21 protein-coding genes are annotated in these 23,152 nt (G+C 44.4%); 4 read left to right on the forward strand and 17 right to left on the reverse strand.

Annotated elements, in window-relative coordinates:
- Positions 1 to 23: 23 nt before the first annotated feature.
- From bshC to QP794_RS16400, 8 genes are all read right to left on the reverse strand, one after another.
- Entirely contained in the window at positions 24 to 1,655 is a 1,632-nt protein-coding gene (gene bshC, locus QP794_RS16365) for a bacillithiol biosynthesis cysteine-adding enzyme BshC (protein WP_285078103.1), read from the reverse strand.
- A 153-nt stretch (positions 1,656 to 1,808) separates the two neighbouring features.
- Positions 1,809 to 3,572, reverse strand: a complete 1,764-nt coding sequence (locus tag QP794_RS16370; RefSeq protein WP_024628429.1) for an ABC transporter ATP-binding protein — start codon at positions 3,570 to 3,572, stop codon at positions 1,809 to 1,811.
- 17 nt (positions 3,573 to 3,589) lie between these two features.
- A complete protein-coding gene (locus tag QP794_RS16375; protein WP_373456220.1) occupies positions 3,590 to 4,453 on the reverse strand; it encodes an ABC transporter permease in 864 nt (287 codons plus the stop codon).
- Between the two features lie 65 nt (positions 4,454 to 4,518).
- Entirely contained in the window at positions 4,519 to 5,451 is a 933-nt protein-coding gene (locus QP794_RS16380; protein WP_024628431.1) for an ABC transporter permease, read from the reverse strand.
- Between the two features lie 189 nt (positions 5,452 to 5,640).
- Positions 5,641 to 7,338: a peptide ABC transporter substrate-binding protein gene (locus QP794_RS16385; RefSeq protein ID WP_285078105.1), complete on the reverse strand. Its 1,698-nt coding sequence runs from the start codon at positions 7,336 to 7,338 to the stop codon at positions 5,641 to 5,643.
- A 151-nt stretch (positions 7,339 to 7,489) separates the two neighbouring features.
- Positions 7,490 to 7,864 carry a DUF3397 domain-containing protein gene (locus tag QP794_RS16390; protein ID WP_285078106.1) on the reverse strand — a complete coding sequence of 125 codons (375 nt, stop codon included), beginning with the start codon at positions 7,862 to 7,864 and terminating at the stop codon, positions 7,490 to 7,492.
- Positions 7,864 to 8,826, reverse strand: coding sequence for a ketopantoate reductase family protein (locus QP794_RS16395; RefSeq protein WP_285078107.1), 963 nt, complete (start codon positions 8,824 to 8,826; stop codon positions 7,864 to 7,866). The genes QP794_RS16390 and QP794_RS16395 overlap by 1 nt, the downstream gene beginning before the upstream one ends.
- A gap of 144 nt (positions 8,827 to 8,970) precedes the next feature.
- Positions 8,971 to 9,621: an RsfA family transcriptional regulator gene (locus QP794_RS16400; protein WP_024628435.1), complete on the reverse strand. Its 651-nt coding sequence runs from the start codon at positions 9,619 to 9,621 to the stop codon at positions 8,971 to 8,973.
- Positions 9,622 to 9,935: 314 nt separating this feature from the next.
- Here QP794_RS16400 and QP794_RS16405 point away from each other — a divergent pair, with 314 nt between their 5' ends.
- Together QP794_RS16405 and QP794_RS16410 are read left to right on the forward strand one after the other, a co-directional pair.
- The gene (locus QP794_RS16405) at positions 9,936 to 10,172 is read left to right on the forward strand and encodes a DUF2626 domain-containing protein (RefSeq protein ID WP_017687281.1); all 237 of its coding nucleotides are present in this window, start codon (positions 9,936 to 9,938) and stop codon (positions 10,170 to 10,172) included.
- A 180-nt stretch (positions 10,173 to 10,352) separates the two neighbouring features.
- Entirely contained in the window at positions 10,353 to 11,432 is a 1,080-nt protein-coding gene (locus QP794_RS16410) for a coiled-coil domain-containing protein (protein WP_285078108.1), read from the forward strand.
- Here the strand turns inward: QP794_RS16410 and QP794_RS16415 are convergent.
- Together QP794_RS16415 and QP794_RS16420 are read right to left on the reverse strand one after the other, a co-directional pair.
- Complete coding sequence (locus tag QP794_RS16415) at positions 11,424 to 12,704, reverse strand: extracellular solute-binding protein (RefSeq protein WP_285078109.1); 1,281 nt, start codon at positions 12,702 to 12,704, stop codon at positions 11,424 to 11,426. The two genes, QP794_RS16410 and QP794_RS16415, sit on opposite strands and share 9 nt — an antisense overlap.
- A 223-nt stretch (positions 12,705 to 12,927) precedes the next feature.
- Positions 12,928 to 14,262, reverse strand: a complete 1,335-nt coding sequence (locus QP794_RS16420; RefSeq protein ID WP_024628438.1) for a PhoH family protein — start codon at positions 14,260 to 14,262, stop codon at positions 12,928 to 12,930.
- Between the two features lie 240 nt (positions 14,263 to 14,502).
- Here QP794_RS16420 and QP794_RS16425 point away from each other — a divergent pair, with 240 nt between their 5' ends.
- The gene (locus QP794_RS16425) at positions 14,503 to 15,198 is read left to right on the forward strand and encodes a YhcN/YlaJ family sporulation lipoprotein (RefSeq protein WP_285078110.1); all 696 of its coding nucleotides are present in this window, start codon (positions 14,503 to 14,505) and stop codon (positions 15,196 to 15,198) included.
- Positions 15,199 to 15,205: 7 nt separating this feature from the next.
- Here the strand turns inward: QP794_RS16425 and QP794_RS16430 are convergent, their stop codons facing one another.
- From QP794_RS16430 to QP794_RS16455, 6 genes are all read right to left on the reverse strand, one after another.
- The gene (locus tag QP794_RS16430) at positions 15,206 to 15,658 is read right to left on the reverse strand and encodes a pyridoxamine 5'-phosphate oxidase family protein (protein ID WP_079349630.1); all 453 of its coding nucleotides are present in this window, start codon (positions 15,656 to 15,658) and stop codon (positions 15,206 to 15,208) included.
- Between the two features lie 99 nt (positions 15,659 to 15,757).
- Positions 15,758 to 16,819, reverse strand: coding sequence for an LCP family protein (locus QP794_RS16435; RefSeq protein ID WP_285078111.1), 1,062 nt, complete (start codon positions 16,817 to 16,819; stop codon positions 15,758 to 15,760).
- Between the two features lie 90 nt (positions 16,820 to 16,909).
- The gene (locus QP794_RS16440; RefSeq protein WP_053781242.1) at positions 16,910 to 17,206 is read right to left on the reverse strand and encodes a YlaH-like family protein; all 297 of its coding nucleotides are present in this window, start codon (positions 17,204 to 17,206) and stop codon (positions 16,910 to 16,912) included.
- A 305-nt stretch (positions 17,207 to 17,511) separates the two neighbouring features.
- Complete coding sequence (gene typA / locus QP794_RS16445) at positions 17,512 to 19,353, reverse strand: translational GTPase TypA (protein WP_285078112.1); 1,842 nt, start codon at positions 19,351 to 19,353, stop codon at positions 17,512 to 17,514.
- 177 nt (positions 19,354 to 19,530) lie between these two features.
- Positions 19,531 to 20,019 carry a hypothetical protein gene (locus tag QP794_RS16450; RefSeq protein WP_285078113.1) on the reverse strand — a complete coding sequence of 163 codons (489 nt, stop codon included), beginning with the start codon at positions 20,017 to 20,019 and terminating at the stop codon, positions 19,531 to 19,533.
- A gap of 287 nt (positions 20,020 to 20,306) precedes the next feature.
- The gene (locus QP794_RS16455; RefSeq protein WP_285078114.1) at positions 20,307 to 20,966 is read right to left on the reverse strand and encodes a TerC family protein; all 660 of its coding nucleotides are present in this window, start codon (positions 20,964 to 20,966) and stop codon (positions 20,307 to 20,309) included.
- Positions 20,967 to 21,071: 105 nt separating this feature from the next.
- On the opposite strand from QP794_RS16455, the gene QP794_RS16460 reads away from it, so the two are divergent.
- Positions 21,072 to 21,773 carry a TerC family protein gene (locus QP794_RS16460; RefSeq protein WP_024628446.1) on the forward strand — a complete coding sequence of 234 codons (702 nt, stop codon included), beginning with the start codon at positions 21,072 to 21,074 and terminating at the stop codon, positions 21,771 to 21,773.
- Positions 21,774 to 21,906: 133 nt separating this feature from the next.
- Here the strand turns inward: QP794_RS16460 and thiI are convergent, their stop codons facing one another.
- Entirely contained in the window at positions 21,907 to 23,151 is a 1,245-nt protein-coding gene (gene thiI / locus QP794_RS16465) for a tRNA uracil 4-sulfurtransferase ThiI (RefSeq protein WP_285078115.1), read from the reverse strand.
- Position 23,152 lies beyond the last annotated feature (1 nt).

Here is a 23,152-nt window from a genome sequence, read left to right on the forward strand (position 1 = left end):
ATTCCTTCTATTATAAAAGGTAACTACAATGTAATTACTTGGTGTTGTCCACGGAATTCGCTCTGACTTTCAATCAGTTGTCCAATCCACTCGGTTCCATAACGGTTCAGGTAAAAGAGTGCATTATGTACTCTTTCCTGCGGTTTGTTCATGGGAAAGAGTGAGTTTTGCATCCCGTTCCAGTGTTTTAGACTCACATTGTGTTTATCTTTAATGGCTTTGTGGGTCTGCTGTTGCAGATACTGCATCTGTTCGATGATCTTGCCTATATTGGTATCTCCAATACGTTCCAGACCAGGATGAATCTCTGCGATCTGATCAAGCAATGGACGATATAAGTCGGCAAATGCTTGCTGAACTCGCTCAAATTGTTCATCGACCTGGAAGGTCTCCTGCTGTGCCAGCCACTGTTCCTTCTTTTCTTCCATATGATATTGAACGTCCTGGAAAGAAAGGCCGTACTGTTTCATATGTTTGTGATGAACATCTTCCATAATGGTAAAGGACAGACGTGGAAGTAAGATCGGCATCTGTAATCCGAAGCGGTGAAACGCCTCACGCGTTAACCCCCAATATGCGATCTCGCCTTGACCCAAAATAACAGCCGCTACAGGTAAAATGGAATCTTGCATTAAAGGCCGCGTCAATACATTGTTGCTAAACCGCTCAGGATGTTCAGCCAGTTCCTGAAGCAGCCGCTCTTCTGTAAATGAAACCAGACCTTTACGGTCGCTGTACAATCCGTCTTTCAACATCAGAAGCAACCGTGCTCCATCATGTATGTAAAACAAATTGGCCCCATCTTCCGCGACTTCAGCAGGGATTGCATATCCGGCTTGTTCCAGCACAGAGGCGCCATATGAGTATGCATTGCGTAATGTCTCATTCTCACGAATTAATCGCTCAAATACCGGCTGCTCCAGTCTGCGCAAGTCTGGATCTGCTGCATCCATCAGAATAAGTCCACTACTTCCAAACAAGGCTGAAATTAATCGGGCAAACGCGTCACTCAGGTTCGAACTCGACTGATGGATTTCGGTGATCAGCTTCATCAAGCCTGATTTATGGACCGTATCTGGCAATACATGTTCCACCTGATCTAACACATTCATCCATTGCTCCGTTTCCACATGGACATAACTCACGGAATCCCTTCCTGCGAATCGCCCCTGTAACTTGAGCTTCTTCATCTCTCCGTTGGGATCAGGTAAATACGTATGGTTGACTTCATCCCAGTCATGGTCTTCACCTGCAATCCAAAAAACGGGAACGACCGGCCGCTGTAGCCTGTTCTCCGCTTCCCGCGCAGCTGCAACTACACTTGCCGCTTTATAAATTACAAACAACGGACCTGTGAGCAGGCCGCTTTGTTGCCCTCCCGTAACAACCAACGCATCTTGTTCCGCGAGACGTGTGATGGATTCATGGACTGCACCATGATCATTCACGCGTTTATTATATATACGTAGATACTCTGCCAGACTTTGACGAGGTACACGTGTGTTCTCCGATTGGTCCAGCCACTCGGCACGTGTATGTAGCCCCGATTCCCAGCGAATGTCATACTCGTAAAGGCCACGCGCAGCATCCCTTGAACAGACATAGTCTTCTGCAAGTCTCGTTCCGCTGCGGAGTGCCTCGGTAATACCTTTCATGAGGTCTGCCTCCTATTCTGCTTCAAAGAGCTTACTTGATTGTACCGAATGTGAGCCCTTTTCGTCAAAAGAAAGTGCATCAAAAAATAAAAAACCGCCGAACAAGGTCGGCGGTTTGATATTCATGGATAAGTCCAAATACAAATTGTACTTTTATACGTAAGGTTCTGAAACCCAGTGACCTTTGGATACCTCAATCAATTGAGCATTTTCCAGGTTGTACGGATCATTTGCAGGACCACCAGATCCATTCTTAAGTGCTTGTTCTTCCGGCAGCAAAATGCGACGTTTGCTCGCTTCTACTTCCGGATCAGGTACAGGGATCGCAGACAGCAATGTTTTGGTGTAAGGGTGAATCGGATTCGCATACAGTTCTTCACTTTCTGCCAACTCCACCACTTTACCCATGTACATTACAGCTACACGGTCACTGATATGCTTAACCATGGACAAGTCATGCGCAATGAACAGGTAAGTCAAGCCGAGGCGTTGCTGAAGTTCTTCAAGCAAACTAACGACCTGAGCCTGAATGGAAACGTCCAGCGCAGACAATGGCTCATCACAGATGATGAATTTAGGGTCTACAGCCAGTGCACGGGCAATCCCGATCCGTTGTCTTTGACCACCAGAGAATTCATGAGGATAACGGAGTGCATGGCTAGGATTCAGACCTACAAGATCCAGCAATTCTTCAACACGTCTCTTCCGCTCTGCCCGGCTTGACGCCAGACCATGAATATCAAGAGATTCACCGATGATATCCATAACGTTGAAACGTGGGTTCAGGGATGCATAAGGATCCTGGAAAATCATCTGCATATCTTTACGCATTTCTTTCATCTTGCGCGGAGACAGCTTGTAGATGTCCGTTCCATTAAAGTTAACATTTCCGCCTGTTGGCTCATAAAGGCGCAGAATTGTACGGCCAGTTGTGGATTTACCACAGCCAGACTCCCCTACAACTCCAAGTGTTTCGCCTTCAAAAATATCAAAGCTAACATCATTAACCGCTTTGAGAATGTTCCCTTTGCCCAAATTGAAGTATTGTTTCAGGTTCTTCACTTGAACCAGCGGCTTGTTGGCACCTTTGATAATACCAACTGGAGTAGGCTTTTCTTTCTTAGGCTCGTCCAGACGAGGAAGAGCATTCAGCAATTTAATCGTATATGGATGTTGAGGATTACTGAAGATTTCGGCAGTTGTTCCTGTTTCAACAACTTCGCCTTCCTTCATAACGACAACTCGATCACACATTCCTGCTACTACGCCAAGGTCATGCGTGATTAGCATGATCGAAGTTCCAAGCTTTTGCTGCATGTCTTTCATAACATCCAAGATTTGTGCCTGAATCGTTACGTCGAGTGCAGTTGTTGGTTCATCCGCAATCAGAAGGGATGGACGACATGCCAAGGCAATCGCAATCATAGCACGCTGGCGCATACCACCGGAAAATTGGTGTGGATAATGGTTCATACGCACTTCGGCATTTTTGATGCCTACAAGTTCGAGCATTTCCAATGCGCTTTTTTCAGCTTCTTTTTTGGACATATTCTGATGCTTGCGCAGTACCTCGGTAATTTGCTTACCAATTTTGATGGTAGGATTCAAAGAAGTCATTGGATCCTGGAAGATCATGCCGATATCTTTACCACGGATGGCTTCCATCTGTTTATCTGTCTTATTCAGCAGGTCCTGCCCGTGAAAGGTAATTTCTCCGCTTTTGACCTTCGAAGGCGGGGAGGGAATCAATTTCATGATGGTTTGGGCAGTAACACTCTTACCACTACCAGATTCACCTACGATCCCCAGCGTCTCTCCTTTGCCAAGTTCAAAACTCACATTTTTAACGGCATCAAATTCACCAGAACGCGTCGTAAACGACACACTCAAGTCTTTGACTGTTAAAATCGGCTCCATAATCCCACCTCCTATTTCTATTTACGTAATTTCGGATCAAGCGCGTCGCGCAAGCCGTCACCAAGCAAGTTAAATGCGAGCATTGTCATAACCATCAAACCTGCAGGGAACCACATCCGCCAAGGATACAGCGTCCAGCCTGTAAGTGCATCATTGATCATGGATCCAAGGGAAGATTTAGGTGCAGATACACCCAATCCGAGGAAGCTCAGGAATGCTTCAGCAAAAATCGCATTTGGAATGGACAACGTCAATGTGACGAGAATGGGTCCAATAGCATTTGGCAACAAATGACGGAAAAGCTGACGTCCTGTGCTAGCGCCCATGGAACGAGCAGCAAGGATAAAGTCTCTGTTTTTGAGTTGCATAATCTCACCACGTACAATCCAAGACATACTAATCCAGCCTGTGATGGTAAGTGCAATGATAATCGTTGTCAGACTTGGCTCCAATACAACCAGCAACAAGATAACAACGAGCATGTAAGGCAGAGAGTACAGGATCTCGGAGAACTTGTTCATGATGCCGTCAACACGCCCACCGTAGAAGCCCATAATTGCTCCATAAATTACCCCGATAACAAGGTCAATTAAAGCAGCAGCTAGACCTACAGTAAGTGATACACGTGCACCTACCCAGGTTCTTACCCATACATCACGACCGAGTTCATCTGTTCCAAACCAGTGCTCCGCACTCGGTGCGGCATTGGCATTCAACAAATCATTGGAATAATAATTATAGCTTGAGAACAACGAAGTTGGACCAATCATAGAGAAAATGACAACAAGGACTAGAACAGCCAAACTAATCATAGCGGCCTTGTTGGTTGCAAGTCTATACATAGCGTCTTTGAATAGCGATACACTCTCTTGCGATTTCAACGCTGCCTGACTATCCAGGCCTGTGTTCACCGTTTCATTATTGTTTTTATTCGTGCCAGACAACGTTATGCCCCCTTCCGGCTTTCTAGCTTAATTCTAGGATCGATTAGCACGTAAGCAATATCCGTCAGGAAACGTGCAAGCATCAAGAGAATACCATAGAAGATTGTAATCCCCATAATCATCGTATAATCACGATTCGTAATACTCTCTACGAATACTTTACCAATTCCACCAATGTTAAAGATTTGTTCAATAACAACGGAACCTGTAATAATATTTGCTGTCATCGGACCAACATAAGTAACGACTGGCAGAATACCGTTCCGTAAAACGTGTTTAAACATGATAGCAGGCCATTTCAAGCCTTTCGCTTTGGCTGTCTTGATATAATCTGCATGCAACACTTCCAACATGCTTGAACGCGTCAAACGTGCAATAAAGGCAATTGGTGATGCAGACAAAGCTGCAACTGGAAGCACATAGTCGAGTGGGCCATCGAAGCCCATTACGTTAAACCAGCCAAGTTTGAATGCGAAAACATATTGTACCAGGGATGCGAGCAAGAAACTCGGTACAGCAATCCCGATAACAGCGAGGATCATCGTAATATCATCAATCAGCTTGCGATGGTAAACTGCGGCAAGAAGCCCCAACAAGACACCCACAACAATTGAGATAATAATTGCAAAGATTCCAAGCTTCAGCGATGCTGTAAACGTTTGAGTGATCATACCAGATACATCTTGATTCAGGTATTTCATAGAAACCCCGAAATCACCCTGAATGATTCCACCCATATACTTCAGGTATTGTTCATACATCGGTTTGTCCAGACCGTACTTCACTTCCAAAAGCGCCCGAATTTCAGGTGAGACTTTTTTCTCGGATGTAAAAGGGTCACCTGGAATAGCCTTCATCAGGAAGAAGGTTGCTGATGCGAGTATGAAAAGCGATAGCAGCACAAATAGTAGTTTTTTCAGCACGTACTTAACCAACCCTTGCACACCTCCATAAACAATATTTTGTATACAAATCGATTGTAGAATTAGACAAGAATAATGTCCAATCCATTTATCGGAAATTTCAAGAATTATAAGGAAAATCGGTGCACATACAAAAAAATCGGGATATATATGGAATTCCACATATATATCCCGAAGTAATCATATAGACTTCAGAACAACTTATTTCTCTTCCAGATATGCACGAGTGAAGTCAATTGCTCCACTGAAATCAAGTTGTACGCCTTTCAGGTAAGGCTTAGTCAAAGATACATTTGTGTAGTAATAGATCGGCAATACGCCCATTTCATCTTGAATCAAGATTTTCTCTGCATCAGCAAATGCAGCCATACGTGTAGCTGGATCAGCCGATTTTACAGTTTCTTTAACATCTTTGTCATACTGTTCGTTGCTGAATTTGGAATCATTGTTTGTGTTTCCAGTAGTCCACATTTCCAAGAAGTTGTATGGATCGTTATAGTCCGCAGACCAGCCTGCACGAGCCACTTGGAAGTTTTGGTTTTGACGGTTCTCAAGGAATACGCCCCACTCTTGGTTTTCCGTTTTCACGTCAACACCAAGGTTCTTCTTCCACATGTCAGCAACAGCAAGAGCGATTTTCGCGTGACCGTCACTAGTGTTATAGATCAATGTTACTGCTGGCAATGTTGTGTAACCTTCTTCTTTCATACCTTCAGCAAGCAATTTCTTAGCTTCTTCTACGTTTTCAGTGAAGTAGTCATCTTTGTGCTCATCACGGAATTCGCCGTTTTCACCGCGGATACCTGGAGGTACAAAGCCGAAAGCTGGAATTTGTCCACCTTGTGTTACTTTGTCAACAATCAATTGACGCTCGATTGACATCGCAAAAGCCTTACGGATTTTAACGTTGTTAAATGGAGCTTCATTAACGTTGAACTGATAGTAGTACGTACTAGCAATACCAGTAGCTTTAAACTCGTTCGGTAATTCCGCTTTTACAGAAGGAATTTGGTCGGAAGGAATTTCACCGTTAGGTGCACCTGTATAGTCCAATTGTCCAGACTTGTAAGCTTGCAGTTCGGAAGCACTGCTGTTTGTCAGGGACATGTTGATTGCAGACAATTTGATATCGGAAGCTGCATGGTAGCTTTCGTTTTTCTTCACGACGATTTTTTGACCTTTAGCGTATTGATCCATAGTGAATGGTCCGTTAACGATCATGTTTTTGTAGTCTGTAAAGAATTTGTCATTCGTGTCAGCAGACTTGTGTACTGGGTAGTACGTGTAGAATGCTGTAAGACCCAAGAAGTAAGGTGTTGGGTTTTCCAACGTTACTTCCAGCGTGTGCTCATCAGTAGCTTTAACCCCTACTTGAGAGAAGTCTGTGATTTTAGTACCTTTATATTTTTCGTCGACACTGCGGTTAAATCCTTCTGCACCTTTGATGTAATACAATTGGTAAGCATATGGAGAAGCTGTTTCCGGTTTCAACGCACGTTCCCAAGAACGTACAAAGTCTTCGGCAGTGATTGCATCGCCGTTGCTCCATTTAGCATCCGGGTTCAGGTTGAAAACATATTTCAGACCGTCCTCGGAAATTGTCCAGTCTTTAGCAACGCCTGGAGCTTCTTTGCCATCAGAGCCGATACGCACAAGACCTTCATACAAGAATTTCAGAACAGTGTTGGTTTGGCTGTCTTTTGCTTGAGCCGGGTCCAACGTAGGAGGTTCAGCTGACAGGTTAATTTTCAAGACTTGATCTTTAGCAAGACCATTTCCTTCGGTTGCAGAACCATTATCGGTGTTACCTGTGCCTTCGTTTTTCGAACCGCACGCTGCAAGTACGGTACCGAACGCCAAAATCAGCGTCAAAAGGACTAATAGACTTTTCCTTTTCATCTAACACTTTCCCCCTAAATTGATGTGGTATATGTTTATAGATTATACAACCACCGGTCAAAAAAATCTACATTACTTTTTCAGAAAGTAATGTTTTTTTCAGTTTTCGACAAAATCGACACATTTTTTAGCCCTTTTGCGTTATGTATCCTCACATCTGTTTCAAGAAGTATCTAAATAGTCCAAATATAGTAAACAAAACGTACCCAAAACTCATTATTACGAAAGCCATGCGCCAAACGGCCCGGAACATTCTACCCCCATCGACCTTACCTTTGAGTCGATTTTGTGCCCCGCCGATGAATCCAAGTGCTATTAGTATGAGTATTAGTGTTAAATAAAATCCAAAATTCGAATCAAATGTTAAGTTGAATAACGCCGACACAGAGAAAATAAGAAATACGGTTGTCACATCCATGGCCGAGCGCAACGCCACACGCTTATCTTTCTTCCATCCATACATGATCCAATAAACCAGAAAAAACGGAAAGAACGGCAGTACGCTCAACACTATAAAAAATCCCATTAACTCACTCCTTCCGGTTGCATACCTTCAATCAGATGAAGCAGTACTTCATGCATCGGCGCAGTCAGGCCACTTTGACACGCCAGCCTTACGATTTGACCGTTAATGGCTTGCACCTCCGTTAGTTGTCCATGCAGAACATCCGAAAGCATGGAAGATGTATTCGAGGCTGTAGAACGACAGACGGAGAGTATTTGTTCCCACACATCTACATCTAGAAGTATTCCGTTTGCTTTGTATACTGCTGACGCCTCATCATATAGCTGACGCATAAATACAATTCGTTTTCCCTCTTTAATTAACTCACCGTTGGGAATACGCCATATTGCAGTAAGTGGGTTAATGACAGCATTTATTAACAGCTTCCTATAAATAAGCTTATCGATTTCATTCGACACTGTACAGCCAAATCCTGCCTGTTGCAAAAGTCCCTGTAAACGAATGGACTCATTCTGATCCATTGGCATTAGGGCTGAGTAAGGTTTCTCTTCACTTATACCTATCCAAGTCTCCCCTTTACCAGCACGAATGACCCCACCCTGCTGACGTTTCGCCCCTTCCGTGGTTATGACGCTGTATATATTGGAGTGCGGCAAGTTGGATTGTACATGATCCAGATGCCCGACCCCATTTTGAAAGCATGCGATGTTTATGGATCGCTTCTCCAACGAACCAATTTCACGAATAACATCATGTATTGCTGTCTGCTTCACCATTAATAATAGCCAATCTCCAGGTAAGTCTTCCCACACTCGGGTTAACTCCGTAATCGGCTTGACCTGGATATGGTCAGGTGGAATCTGGATGGTTTTCTCCCTTTCGATGATCTTAAATCCTTCTACACTTAGTTTATCCGCCTGTTCAGCCGTTCTGGTCCAAAATCGAACCTCATTACCTGCGTCCTGAAGCTTTCCTCCATACAAAAGACCCAGTGACCCTGATCCTACAACGTCAATGATCATGCTGCATCCCTACTCTCTGCTCCAATAGTTACTTTTATCTATAATAGAACAAAAACAGTAAACAAAAAACCCGTCATACCCGCCGTTATGTAACGGAGGTGTGACAGGCCTAATCTAATGCTGATCCACAAATACATTTTCCGATTATTCAATTCGTTCCAGATTCCCGTTGGCGTCCATTTTGAATCTCGTTTTGAGTTCCTCTTCTTCTTCCGTCAGAAATGCGAGTCTGCGAGCACGATCCATAATCTGAATCAATGCTTTATAATCGTCATTTACGACACGATAATCGGTCTGTACTTCATTCACTTCCTTGGACAGACGGTCATTCTCGCAACGCAGTTCATGAAGTTCATCCTCTTTTTCACGAAGCTCTTTCTCAAGCATCTTAAGCTGGCGACCGTTTTCCTGCACTGTTCCCTTCCATTGCCGCAAGAATCGTATAACCGCATCAATGGATAGAGAGTCTTCCGAAATCCCATCCGCTTTGTACAGATTTTCTTCCGTATCGAGGGTAGACAAAGCTGCTACCTGTGGTCCAAGCAAAACCGGTTGTTTGCGGAGATAGCTCCGCTTTTGTCGTTGAGCCTTTGCATTGCTAATGGCAGACTCATACTTCTTACGTACACAGCTGTTCCAGCGAAAACCGCAAGCGGCAGAGGTTCTGCCTATTTTTTCGCCAACCTCTTCAAAAGCAGCCAGTTGTGTGCTTCCTTCCCGAATATGACGCAAAGTAACCTCTGCCAAAATCAAATCATCCTCTGTACTCCAAGCATCCTGTCTCACTGCAGTCATGCTATAATACCCTCCTAACAACATCCTAAAATAACCGTCCCCATTACCGATTTCCCGGCATGTGAATTAGGTATAAAAGCTGCTTCATTCATTCTTATGCCTCTCATAGAGTTCATAGAATTGATTTCATACTAAAATGTATTTCCACATTTATGTGTACTCATACGTTACATATGCAAAACAAACCATACTTTAACTTGTTCTGGTTAAAAAAGAATTCGCTTTCATATCCAAATTTGTTTACACCATTTTCCTTTCCCGGTATAATGTTGTGTAGACAATCTATGAACGTACATAGGAGAGGAGGACTTACCGTGGCGCGCATGTTTCGGGTACTCGGGTTCTTCACGCTAGCGATTGGCCTTATGGCTTTTGCGGGAGACTTGGTCGAAATGGCTTTGCTTTTTTTCCTGCAGACTGCGTTTTTTGTCATTTTGGGATATTTGAAATTCACCGAACGTACGTACATATTGCTCTTCTGGGGTTATATGATCGTGACTTTCACAGGGTTCAGCTACTGGACCGTATTCGAAATGGGATTGCCGCTTTAATCCGCCAGCAGCATCAAAGCGATCCGGCTATAGTCGGATTGCTTTTTTGTCGTTTTCAGATTAAATGACTATTCTCTGTGTTATGTAACCACTACGGATATTTCACGTATCTATTTCATATATTGTCTGGAAGAGATAAGCTTGTTCGCATCTATTTAGATAAGGAAAGGAGAATGATAGGTGAAACGTCGATACGGCATTCCTGGCTTTATTGTATGCATTATATTTTTGATCCAGCTACCTTGGACTTATGTCTACGGAGAGCCTTCCTCTGAGGATACACGCGAAATTTTGCAACAAAGCCTATCCATCGTTGAAATCGATCATGAAATCGAACGTATTGCAGAAAGACAAAGACAGCTGGACGAACAGCGTCAGACGTTATCCATTCAGCTTCAGGAACAGAAAGAACAGATACATACTCAGCAAGACCGTGCAGGTTCAGTTGTAAGATCCTACTATACCGGGGAGCGTGATAGTCTCTTGATGACGGTTCTGGGGGCAAGATCCTTTAAAGACCTGTTTGTTCTATACGATTACTATCAGATTATTATTGGCAGGGATCAGGCTGTTCTGGACAAGTATCAGGATCGATATCGCGCCATGCAGCAAACGTCTGCCCAGATTAACCAGACCTCTTCAGAACTGTCTGAACTAAAAAACAATCTTCAAAATCAACGTGAACGCGTACTTGCCTTACAAAAAGAAGTGGACGGAAAAGTAGCCGCCAGCGGGGATGCTGCAGCCATGCAGAAATTGATGGATGAGTTAACCATCTATTGGGAGAACATCGGCATATACGAGGTCAAGCGATACTTCAAAGCATTGGCAGCAGCCATGCAGAACCTGCCACAATTTATCCAGGAACAGAATGGAGGCATTTCCACTACTGGAACGACGTACACAATTCGCATTGGACAAGATGAACTGAATACGTTTCTGCGTTCCCAAAATCCCATCTTCGAAGACTTCGCCTTCAAGTTTGAAAAAGATCGGATTACTGCCTCGGGACAGCGTGATCAATTGCAATTAAGCATTGAAGGTCATTATACGGTCGAGAATAAACCGCAGAATTCAATTCGTTTTCATGTGGACAAACTTGTGTTTAATCAGTTAGAACTCCCCGATACCACACGTCGTATGCTGGAACGGGAATTCGATCTCGGATTTTATCCTCAGAAAATCCTGTCGTTTGTCAAAGCCACTGAGGTATCCACAAGTGAAGGCATACTTGAAGTGAAGCTTGCTATTTCATTTTGATTCGCTCTGCAGGGCGATAATGCTTTTTACGTATTGATTGGCCGTAATCTCTCCCGCAAGTAGTTGTTGGACCTTCTTTTGAAAGGCAGCAGTCTGTATAAGACTTTCAGTCTTTAAAGACGGTAAAGATTCAGTTGGAAACCAAGATTTTATATCAGTGGTATCATATTTTGTTATTAGTTTCTGTGACTCAAGATCTAGTTCTTGCTGCTTTGCTGGCAAATAGTTAGCCTCCTGGTACCACTCCGATTGCACGGAAGAGGAAGTCATACCTTCAATCCAGCGGCTGGCTTCTTCCGCCTCAAGTGAGCCAGCTGCGATAACAAGGCTTCTTGAGCCTAAAGGTTCCAACTTACTGAGGGCTATCCTCTCCATTGAACCCTGATCGCCTGCCCCGCCTTGATTTCCGCTTAACAAACGAGACAGTAACGTTACTACCATAGGAGCATCCGTCTGATCATTAGGGGCAGAGAGCGTCGGATTTATTGATTCACCCGTAATATGAGGCTGGATCTGATCCAGTAGTTGTGTGACCTGTTGGTACGCCTCCGTTTGGGAAGAAGTTTGCGCTTTCTTGATTTTGTCGGGGGCCATACCTGGTTCAAACTGATTCAACCATGCACTCACCGCATGAAGGTCACTCAAGTTTATTCTAATTAAATCCGTTCTATCCTGTGCTGCCTGTTGTACAAGTCTAATCCACTGTTCCTTACTTTCAGGCAAAGCTGCCAAACCGGCTTCATCTAGGAATGAAGAGCGAGCTGCGATTACATAGGGATCAAAATCAAACGGCATTCCCCATTGATACCCATTCCACTCTGTCATTTCCCGCAAGCCCACCACCGTTTCTCCCAAAGACTTGGACAGCGTTGTACCGTTTAACGGATACAGATGTCCTTTTTTGGCATGGTATTGAACTTCTGCGCTGTCCAGAAGAATAATATCTCCGCTCTCTCCTACCGAAAATTGATTATCAAGCACTCGCTTATATGTATCCGGCTCTAAATTGCGAAGATTAATTTCCACATGCTGAGAATCTGCTACTTCATCAGCCATTCTTTGAAACGACTGAAAGTCTGTCTCAGACATTGACACCACAATCTCTAACGGGGCATGATGGTCCTCATTACGAGATGACGTGTTAGGAAATGCATCTTTTTCCTGATCCCGTTCCTGATTATGCTGCGAACCTCTAAAATCAAAGCTGGGAGACAGAATCGTTAACGAAAGCAGCAGTACTGCGAACAAAACAACCTGGTGACCACGCTTCATTAACTTCCCCTCCTAGCTCCCCTAATTTTTTCCTGCAACGTTCATTGTAACAAATAAGTAGTGCTCTTGTCCTATCCTGCCAAAAAACAGTTTTCCGATATTTTGCATACTTCGAGCATATCGAGTTCTGTGCAATAACTGATTTTTATTTTTTCAGCAAAAAAACCGGCTCTAAAGAGCCGGTTCACTAGAAACATTTTCCGGGAAATAACTCCCCGTAATCTTATAATAAATCCGCTGCAAGCTGAGCCAGCTTGGAACGTTCTCCTTTTTCCAGCATAATGTGTCCGCTGATCCCCTCTTGCTTGAATCGCTCCACAATATACGTCAGACCATTACTTGCTGAATCCAGATAAGGGTGGTCAATTTGCTCAGGGTCACCCATCAAAATAATTTTACTGCCTTCCCCCACCCTCGATACAATGGTCTTCACTTCATGGCGAGACAGATTCTGTGCTTCATCGATGATGATGAACTGTCCTGGTATGGAACGCCCACGAATATAAGTGAGGGCTTCAACCTGAATGCTGCCAAGACCCATCAAAATTTTATCAATGTCGCCTGCTTTTTTGGTATCAAACAAAAATTCCAAGTTATCATAAATCGGCTGCATCCACGGTCTCAGTTTTTCTTCTTTTTCTCCGGGTAGATAACCGATATCTTTCCCCATTGGAACAACCGGGCGAGCGATCAATAATTTTTTATACTTATGGTCATCCTCCACTTTAAGCAATCCCGCAGCAAGCGCCAACAAGGTTTTCCCCGTTCCCGCCTTCCCGGTAATCGTGACCAGTGGAATGTCATCATTCAGAAGCAGCTCCAGAGCCATACGCTGTTGCGCGTTACGTGCACTGATGCCCCATACATTATCATTACTCAGGAAAAGTGGCTCCAGCTTCGTTCCCTCTGTATTTACTTTGAGCAAAGCTGATTTATTGGTTCCCATCTCATCCTTGAGAATTACAAATTCATTCGGGTAAAGCGAATAAGACAACTGTAACGGTTTGATTGGTAGAAAGCGATATGTGTAAAACTCATCAATGACCGAAGGATGAACCTTCAGTGCAGTATATCCTGGATATAATTCACTGAGACCTGCCGTCCGATCAGATAAGTAATCCTGTGTGAATAGGCCGAGTACATCCGCTTTGATACGAACAAGCACATCCTTGCTGACCAGAACCACTTGTCGTTCAACAACCTCTTTCTCATTTTCCTCAATCTGATAATTCAGGGCGACAGCCAAAATCCGATTATCATTGGACACTTCTCCAAACATTTCCTGTACTTTCACAAAACTGCGGTGATTCAGTTCCACTTTCAGATTGCCTCCATTGGCCAAAGGCACCCCACTGTGCAAATGCCCCAGTTCACGCAACCCATCAAGAAGTCTCGATACATTGCGGGCATTGCGGCCAATTTCATCAGCATTTCTCTTTTTGGAGTCGATTTCCTCCAGTACAACCGCGGGAATGATTACCTCATGTTCTTCAAAGGCAAATATGGCATTGGGGTCATGCAGAAGCACGTTCGTATCCAATACAAAAATCTTTTTCATTCAATCCCCTCCAAAGCGGCGTCGTTAAAGGCATGGACTAGAACGTAAACTCGGGAATGCCAGATTAAATCATTGTGTTACCATACATGGGCAGTCCTTTTTTCCTTTCCCAAGTTCATCTTTTGATCGGTGATCTTTCAGCAGCGGCATGGACAATCATGCTCCCATACATAAATGTATTCGACTAGGACAAAATAATTGTCAACCATTCTGAAAAACTCCAAGAAAGGATGAACATTTATGAAATATTGGGTTTGCACGCTGCTTCTGATCTTTATACTTACAGGCTGCAACAGTTCTACGCGTAATGCCTCGCAGCAACAAGGTCAGCATGCCAAAGGCTACGGAGGAAATGTTACAACTCAGCAAGATCAACGTAAAGGATCTCACATGCTCAATACTCAGGAAGATCGGTTGCACCCTTCTGCTGTGGATCATCTGACCGAGAATACAGGTGAGGTTCATGAGAAAAACGTCAAGAACAACACCACGGCTGATCGGATGCCAAATGAAAAAAGGGTCACCCACCTCAAAACACTTGCCAAGCAAGTGGAAGGTGTTAAAGACGCCAACTGTGTCATTCTTGGCAATACAGCCGTAGTTGGCATTGATGTTGACGGTGAACTGGAACGAGCACGAGTGGGTACCATTAAATACTCTGTTGCCGAAGCCCTCCGCAAAGATCCGGAAGGTGTGGATTCCATTGTTACCGCAGATGCCGATGTTTCTGAACGAATCAAGGAAATTGGTGAGCATATTCGTCAAGGTCATCCGATATCCGGTTTTGCCTCAGAGCTTGCTGACATGGTTGGCCGAATCATTCCTCAACTGCCCAAAGATGTCAAGGTCCGTCAAAATCCGGATGAACATCTAGAGCGTAAACAACAAATGCAGCAGCTGCATTCGTCTGACAAAAGACAACAAAAAGCCCAGTGATCTCTCACTAGGCTTTTTTCATGGCAGTAAAAACCTGCTCATCTAATTTCTCAGCAGCACGCTGATCATATATTTTGACATATTGAGGCACAGAGGACAGTTGGGCTCCATAAAAAAGCGCATTCCTTACCGCTTCAATGGAAATGTCGAAACAGCACATATTAAACGGAACATCCTGTAACGGATTTTGTCGTACAGAAGCACGTCCGTTTACCGCATATACCATCTCTTCTCCAAAAATGGTGACGGTAATAGCCGGATTTTCGATCATATTGTTCACGAGACGTGAACGATGATCAATCGCCACACGCAGGGTAGAAGCATTCTCCGCATAAACCCAGGAGATTGCTGTTGATGTTGGACCTCCAGTTTCAACGTCCACGGTGCTCAAGAGCACAAATGTTTCGTTCTTGAATTGCTGTAAAAGAGATTCAGTCAATTGTGTGACGGCTTCGGACATCCAACCAGCCCCCTAATCTTCTTTATGCAATTCTTGATTCGTTGTTGATGTTATTATAGCATACCACCAAAGCTGCTTCCAATCCTAAAAGAATGCATGTTACTCGGCTGATGGAGAAGCTGTTACTTTACCTGAGAGTGTATCCTGCAACGCCTGTTTGGCATTTGCCAATTCGGTTTCGTTGATATACACATAGGGACTTCTCCATTCTCCGGTTACAGGTGTGTAGTGCACATCCGATTTGGAAATATTCCAATAGGTCGAAATGAAGTTCTTCATTTGTTCTGATTCCACGTCTGTTGTCATGTTCTCATCAACGGCACCGATCACTTTACCAATCTTCGTTACACCGCCCAATGATTTCAACTGATCCAACATGGAATTCAGAACTTGATTCTGACGTTTATTTCGGTCAAAATCGTTGGATTCATCTGTTTTTGGTTTACAGTTCGATTTACGATAACGAACAAAATCAAGTGCTTCTTTGCCATCCAAATGCTGTGCGCCAGCTACCAGATTAATATCTGTGCCATCGGCCGTATCTTTGTAACACATGTTTTTATCCACCGTTACATCCACGCCACCTACAGCATTGACTGCATCACGGAACGCTTGAAAATTCAGGACCGTAGTATAATTGATATCCACATCCAGATATTTGCCCATCATTTCTTTCATCTGATCCTCTGCATTTTTGCCAGAGGTTTTTTCTTGTGCTTTGAATTTGGGATAGTAGGAGTTCAACTTGTTTGCTTTATAGCCATCCAACTGAATACGCGTATCCCGAGGTAAAGACACAATAGTTGCCGTCTTGGTCTCCGGATTTAGAGAAGCAACCATGACCACATCTGAAAGGTACGTACCCGTCTCAGGACGGTTATCTGTGCCTAGTAACAACATCGTAATCGGTTTGGTCTTGGCTGACATCCCCGGAGGTACTGGCTTGTCAATACCCGTATCCGCTACCTGGTTGTATACCCAATACGCATATCCGCCGCCTACCACAATTGCAATAACCAATAAACTTAAAATTAGTCTGCCAAAGGTACGCATCCGTCTCTTCTTCTTTGGTTTCTTGCCTTTACCGTTCTTCGATCCAGAAGCGCCGGATTGAGTCGGTGCCTGTCTCCGTGGAGGCAGTCCGTTCGAATTCGAGTTCATATCTTCAACACCTTTATCACATCTGTTTTGGCCTATATATAAGACAACCGCTTTCCCTAGGGAAAACGGATGGTCTATACTATACAGAATTTATGAGTTTCGAGCGGCAGCTTCCGCTTTTTTCTTTTGACGACCTTCAATGAAATAGCGCACTCGCACTAACAGCATCAAACCAACCGCCACCAACAAACATTGAATTATCGGCAGCTTGTCGATTTGAAAAACAAGAAGCATGAATGTGCCCATCGCCATCAATATATAGAGAACGATTTCCTTACCAAGTGGCAATTTCTGACGTACCCGAAACACCTTGTTATATACGTAAGTAATCAATACAAAGATGACGATGTAGGCTACGATTGGGTTTGATGCGAACCATGCTTGCATGCACAGCCAGCTCCTTTCGTGTTTCATGCTAGATATAAGTTAATTGTTGATTATACCCTTTCGATAACTCAAGGGAAGTACATGCGTGGTGACCGTTTCGGTTTCGGATCGTTCTTTCGATCGCAGTTGTCTCCAAATTTTCTTGAACGAATCTTCAAAGGTTAAAATTTGGAGACAAAGGCGAGCGCTTCGCTTCTTCAGAATCGATTCCGATCCCTTCACTACTTTTGCTGTACAAACCTTTCGATACTTTCCGTGTATCCTCAAACATTAACTTTATCTTCTAGTTTAGTTGTCGTTAGGCGTTATTTTGTAGCCATTTTACGTTGTTTCTCTGCACGTTCACGCTCGGATTTATTCAGGATCTTCTTACGAAGACGAATAGATTTCGGTGTAATCTCACAATATTCATCATCATTCAGATATTCAAGCGCCTGTTCCAACGAGAAGATAATCGGAGTTTTAATTTTAACCGTATCATCTTTACCTGAAGAACGAACGTTAGTCAGTTGTTTTTCTTTGCAGATGTTAACAACGATATCATTGTCACGTGTATGTTCACCAACAATCATACCTTCGTAGATTTCAGTACCTGGCTCCAAGAAGAGAGTACCGCGATCCTCAACGCCCATCATTCCATAGAACGTAGACGTACCAGTTTCAGTTGAGATCAGTACACCTTGGTGACGTCCACCCACTTGACCGGATACTACTGGAGCGTAGCTGTCAAATGCATGGTTCATAACACCATAACCACGAGTCAATGTCAGGAAGTTTGTGCTATATCCGATCAAACCACGTGCTGGAATCAGGAACTCCAGACGAACTTGACCACTACCTGTGTTGACCATGTTAACCATCTCTGCTTTACGTGCGCCCAGGCTCTCCATTACGGAACCCATGCTTTCTTCAGGGATATCAATCAACAAGCGCTCAACCGGTTCCATTTTCTTACCGTCAACTTCTTTAATGATAACTTCCGGTTTCGATACTTGCAATTCATATCCTTCACGACGCATATTCTCAATCAGGATACCCAAGTGAAGCTCACCACGTCCGGAAACGACAAATGCATCCGGGCTTTCCGTTTCGTCAACACGAAGGGATACGTCAGTTTCCAATTCTTTGAACAAACGCTCGCGCAGTTTACGGGAAGTTACCCATTTACCTTCACGACCTGCGAATGGACTGTTGTTCACGAGGAACGTCATTTGCAATGTAGGCTCATCAATTTTCAGAACTGGAAGTGCTTCTGGGTTGTTCGGATCAGCAATGGTTTCACCAATGTTGATGTCCTTGATTCCTGCGATCGCAACGATGTCGCCTGCTCCTGCTTCTTCTGTCTCAACACGTTTGAGACCTTGGAAACCAAACAGTTTCTCGATACGTGCAGTTTTGCTTTTACCATCACGCATAATAACCGTTACCGATTGTCCTTGACGGATCACACCGCGGTTAACACGACCAATGGCAATACGGCCAAGGTATTCATTGTAGTCCATCAAAGTAACGAGGAATTGAAGTGGTTCTTCAACATTTTCGGTAGGGTGTGGGATGTGACTAACGATGGTATTGTAGATCGCCATCATGTTGTCATCCTGTTTCGCAGGATCATTCTCCATGCTGGATGTTCCGTTCAATGCGGAAGCATATACAACAGGGAATTCAAGTTGTTGATCGTTGGCACCCAGTTCAATGAACAGGTCCAATACTTCATCAATAACCTCAGTCGGACGAGCCGCTGGACGGTCAATTTTGTTTACAACAACGATAGGTGTCAGGTTGTGCTCAAGTGCTTTACGCAATACGAATTTCGTTTGCGGCATGCAACCCTCGTAAGCATCAACAACGAGCAATACGCCGTCAACCATTTTCATGATACGTTCCACTTCACCACCGAAGTCGGCGTGTCCTGGTGTATCCACAATATTAATCAGGTAATCTTTATAGGTAATAGCTGTGTTTTTGGCCAGAATCGTAATACCGCGTTCACGCTCCAAATCGTTGGAGTCCATTGCGCGCTCCTGTACCGTTTCATGATCACGGAAAGTACCGGATTGCTGGAGCAACTTGTCGACGAGTGTTGTTTTCCCGTGGTCGACGTGGGCAATAATCGCAATATTGCGAATGTGTTCTCTTGAATGCATGGTTTGTATCCATATCCTTTCCAATTTCAATTCTTATCTACTAAACTTCCCGCAATTTCGCAGGTTACTCACCCAAAATAAGCGTCGGTGATATCCCGACGCATGCCTATATCCCTTATATTATAGTTGATCATAGGTAAAAATCAAGATATTTCGCTTGAAAGACCACTGGGAATGTTACCAGCCTCTCCCTTGGCGTCTACGGCCAAACAGCAACCACACCCCGCCTACAATCAAAAGTACTGCCAGCACGTAGATAATTCCGGTGTGAAGCAGTGTAAATCCGAAGAAAATAATTGAAAGGACACCCACGCCCAGTGCAACCGGAAGTACCAATGCAGGTCTTCGATGATCAGCCAGTGCATATTCCAGCAAACCAATGGCAATCCCAAGCAAAAGTGCAGGCCAAAGGCTGCTCATCAATTCCCCGCCCCAAGTGTTCGTAATTCCGAACAACAGACCATAGACGGTTAACGTACCTGCCGGAACGAGTGACCAGGATGGCGTAAGCCTTGCATAATAACAAGCATGAAGAGCAATACCTGGCAACAAGATGAGCAAAGGCCAGAAGTGCCGTCCAATGAAGCCAAACACACCAAACTTACCTAGTAAAATGATAATACCTGCAACTAAGATAAATATCCCAATTGCTTTTTCATTTCTCATCTAAAATCACCTCTTATAACATTTGGCTATGTATCCCGTAAGCTAAACTATAAGCATCCATGATGACTGACTGTTTCCAGCCTGCTTCTAGTTTAGCCGATGTGTATACAAAAAACTACACTTTATGTCGTACTTCGCCTCCCTTCCTTATCCTGTATTACCCTAAAATGGCCGGACTATGACTTAATCGAATCAGTCCGATTCTGAAGAGCACATTGAATACGACAAAAAACTGCCCTAAGAGGGCAGTCTACAGGTATATTTATCATTCATTTATCAAATTCAATTTATACGTTTCGACGAACAAATTTATGGGCTCCGCCAACCGCGACTACAAGACAAGCCATAGCTACAGGCAGGAATGTATGTGCCTCAGCTGCCATGCCGCCAAGCCACTGGCCCAGCTTTGGATCATTCATCACCATCTCACCTGCTGTGAAGGCCAGAATACCTGAACCGGCAAACACCAGAATTGGAAATCGCTTCAACAAACCGACAATTAATCCGCTGCCCCACACCACAATCGGAATACTTATGGCAATCCCGATGACCGTGAGCGCCAGGTCCCCATCCGCCAGAGCTGCAATTGCGAGAACATTGTCCAGACTCATGACAAAGTCAGCAACCAAAATCGTTTGGATTGCTTTCCAGGTGGTGGACGCCTTACGAATATGTACTTCATCTTCATTCTGAAGCAGCAGCTTGACGGCAATCCAGAGCAACAGCAGACCACCTGCCGCCTGAATAAAAGGAATGCCCAGGAGCAGCACGGCTGCAAAGGTTAACACACAACGTAAAACAACCGCGGCGAAAGCTCCCCACCACACCGCCTGCTTGCGCTGTGTTGCTGGCAAATCCTTGCTTGCAAGTGCAATAACAACCGCATTATCTCCACTCAGAACCAGATTGATCATTAATATTTCGGTCAATAGCCATAACGTATCCATGCTTCTCATCCCCCCACTCTAACTTGTATGTCAAAGTTGTCCATGCTATTCTTAAACGTTGAACAAGCTTTCTTAGGGTTGGAAATATAGAAGGAGTGACATCGTATGGAGCTGTTTAGCCCCGCTTTTTGGCTAGCGTTGTTGAACGTTGTATTTATTGATCTAATTCTGGCTGGCGATAATGCCATCGTAATTGGTCTCGCAGCTCGAAATTTGCACCCTTCTGTGCAAAAAAGGGCGATTCTTTATGGAACAGGCGGCGCACTATTGATTCGCATTGTGGCCACAGTGATTGTGCTCTGGCTGCTCAAAGTGCCCTGGCTACTTCTTGTTGGGGGATTACTGCTAATCTGGATTGCGTACAAGCTATTGGCAGATCAAGGGGAAGAGCATTCGGATATCAAAGCCGGCAGTTCTCTCTGGGTAGCTGTGCGAACGATTGTGATCGCAGACGCTGCCATGGGACTGGATAACGTCATCGCCGTTGCTGGTGCAGCTCAGCAGCATCTGGTACTTGTTATACTCGGACTGCTGATCAGTGTGCCTATTATCGTTTGGGGCAGTACGCTGTTCATCAAATTAATTAACCGTTTCCCTTGGATTATTTATCTTGGAGCCATCGTGCTGGGGTATACGGCTTCTAACATGATTACAGAGGAGCATCGTCTTGTGCCTTTCTTCACTGAGCATCCTGCACTGAGAATCTTATTTATCGTTCTCGTCACTGCTGGTGTTGTGTTCGCCGGATATCGCAAACGTGCAAGCAGCAAAAAACCAGGTGGAGAGCGGCAGCACTCCTATTCCTAAGCTTTTAATAAATATTGCTCCCAATTACCACAGGTAGCATAAAAAGGACTGACCGATAATACATCGGCCAGTCCTTTTTCTTTTTGAAGATAACATAGTCCTTATTATGTCATTCAAACCAGAATACGGGTCCTTAGAACCATTCTTCTTTCATTTCATTAGCTTCATCCTGCTGATTGGTTACCATAAAGTTTTCGCCTGCATGCAGCGTAATTGTTTCTGTCTGCTCCACTGCCTGCTCCACCCATTCCGGCAGCTGACTCATGGTTGCTTCGATTTTGTCCACAATGCGAAGATTTGGGTTCGTGGTTGGAGATTTCGGTACAAAAAGAGTACAACAATCCTCATAGGGCAGAATCGATATATCGTACGTCCCGATCTGTTTGGATAGCGTTATAATCTCCTGTTTATCCATCATGACAAGTGGTCGCAGCAACGGCAGATCCGTCGCACGCCCAATAACATTCATACTCGGCAGGGTTTGGCTTGCTACCTGACCCAGACTATCTCCGGTAATTAGTGCAAGCGCACGCTCACGTTCAGCCAGTTTGGTGGCAATACGTAACATGGAGCGGCGCATCAGTGTAATGATCAAGTTATCTTGTCCCAGTTGGGTAAATGCCGTTTGAATTTCCGTAAAAGGAACCAGATGCAGTTTAATTGTGCCTGCATGATCAGCAAGTGCACGCGCCAAATCAATGACCTTTTCTTTGGCACGCTGGCTTGTGAACGGATAACTGTAAAAGTGGACGCATTCCACTTCCAGACCTCTACGCATCGAAGACCATGCCGCTACAGGGCTGTCTATGCCACCCGATAGTAAGAGCATCGCTTTTCCATTCGTACCCAGGGGGAATCCGCCTACGGCCGGAATAACCTCATTGAAGATATATGTGCCCTGATCCCGAATTTCCACGCGCAGTTCAATGTCAGGTTGACGCACGTCTACACTCAACTGCTGGAATTTCCGAAGAATCGGAGAACCTACCAGATGGTTCATTTCATGCGAAGAACTGGGGAACTCTTTCCATACACGCCGCACATTAACTTTGAATGTAGTCCCTTCTTTGAATTCACTCACTCTTTCATCCATAAAAGCAACGGCCGTCTCCACGATCTGATCAAGCTCAGATGGAGTCACTTTAACCGGACTGATCGACATAACACCGAACACTCGTTTCAGCACAGCAATCAGTTCAGTATGAGATTCGCCACCCAAATCGACATACAACCGTCCAAACTCCTTCCGGAGACTTGCGCCTGGATACGGTTTAAGCAGGGAACGCACCTGGGTGATGATTGTTTTTTCGAACCGGGCACGATTTTTTCCTTTTAACATAAACTCTCCGAAACGGAGAAGCAGCATATCATATTTCATC

The sequence above is a fragment of the Paenibacillus sp. UMB7766-LJ446 genome, from assembly GCF_030226665.1.
GTDB classification, from domain to species: domain Bacteria; phylum Bacillota; class Bacilli; order Paenibacillales; family Paenibacillaceae; genus Paenibacillus; species Paenibacillus vandeheii.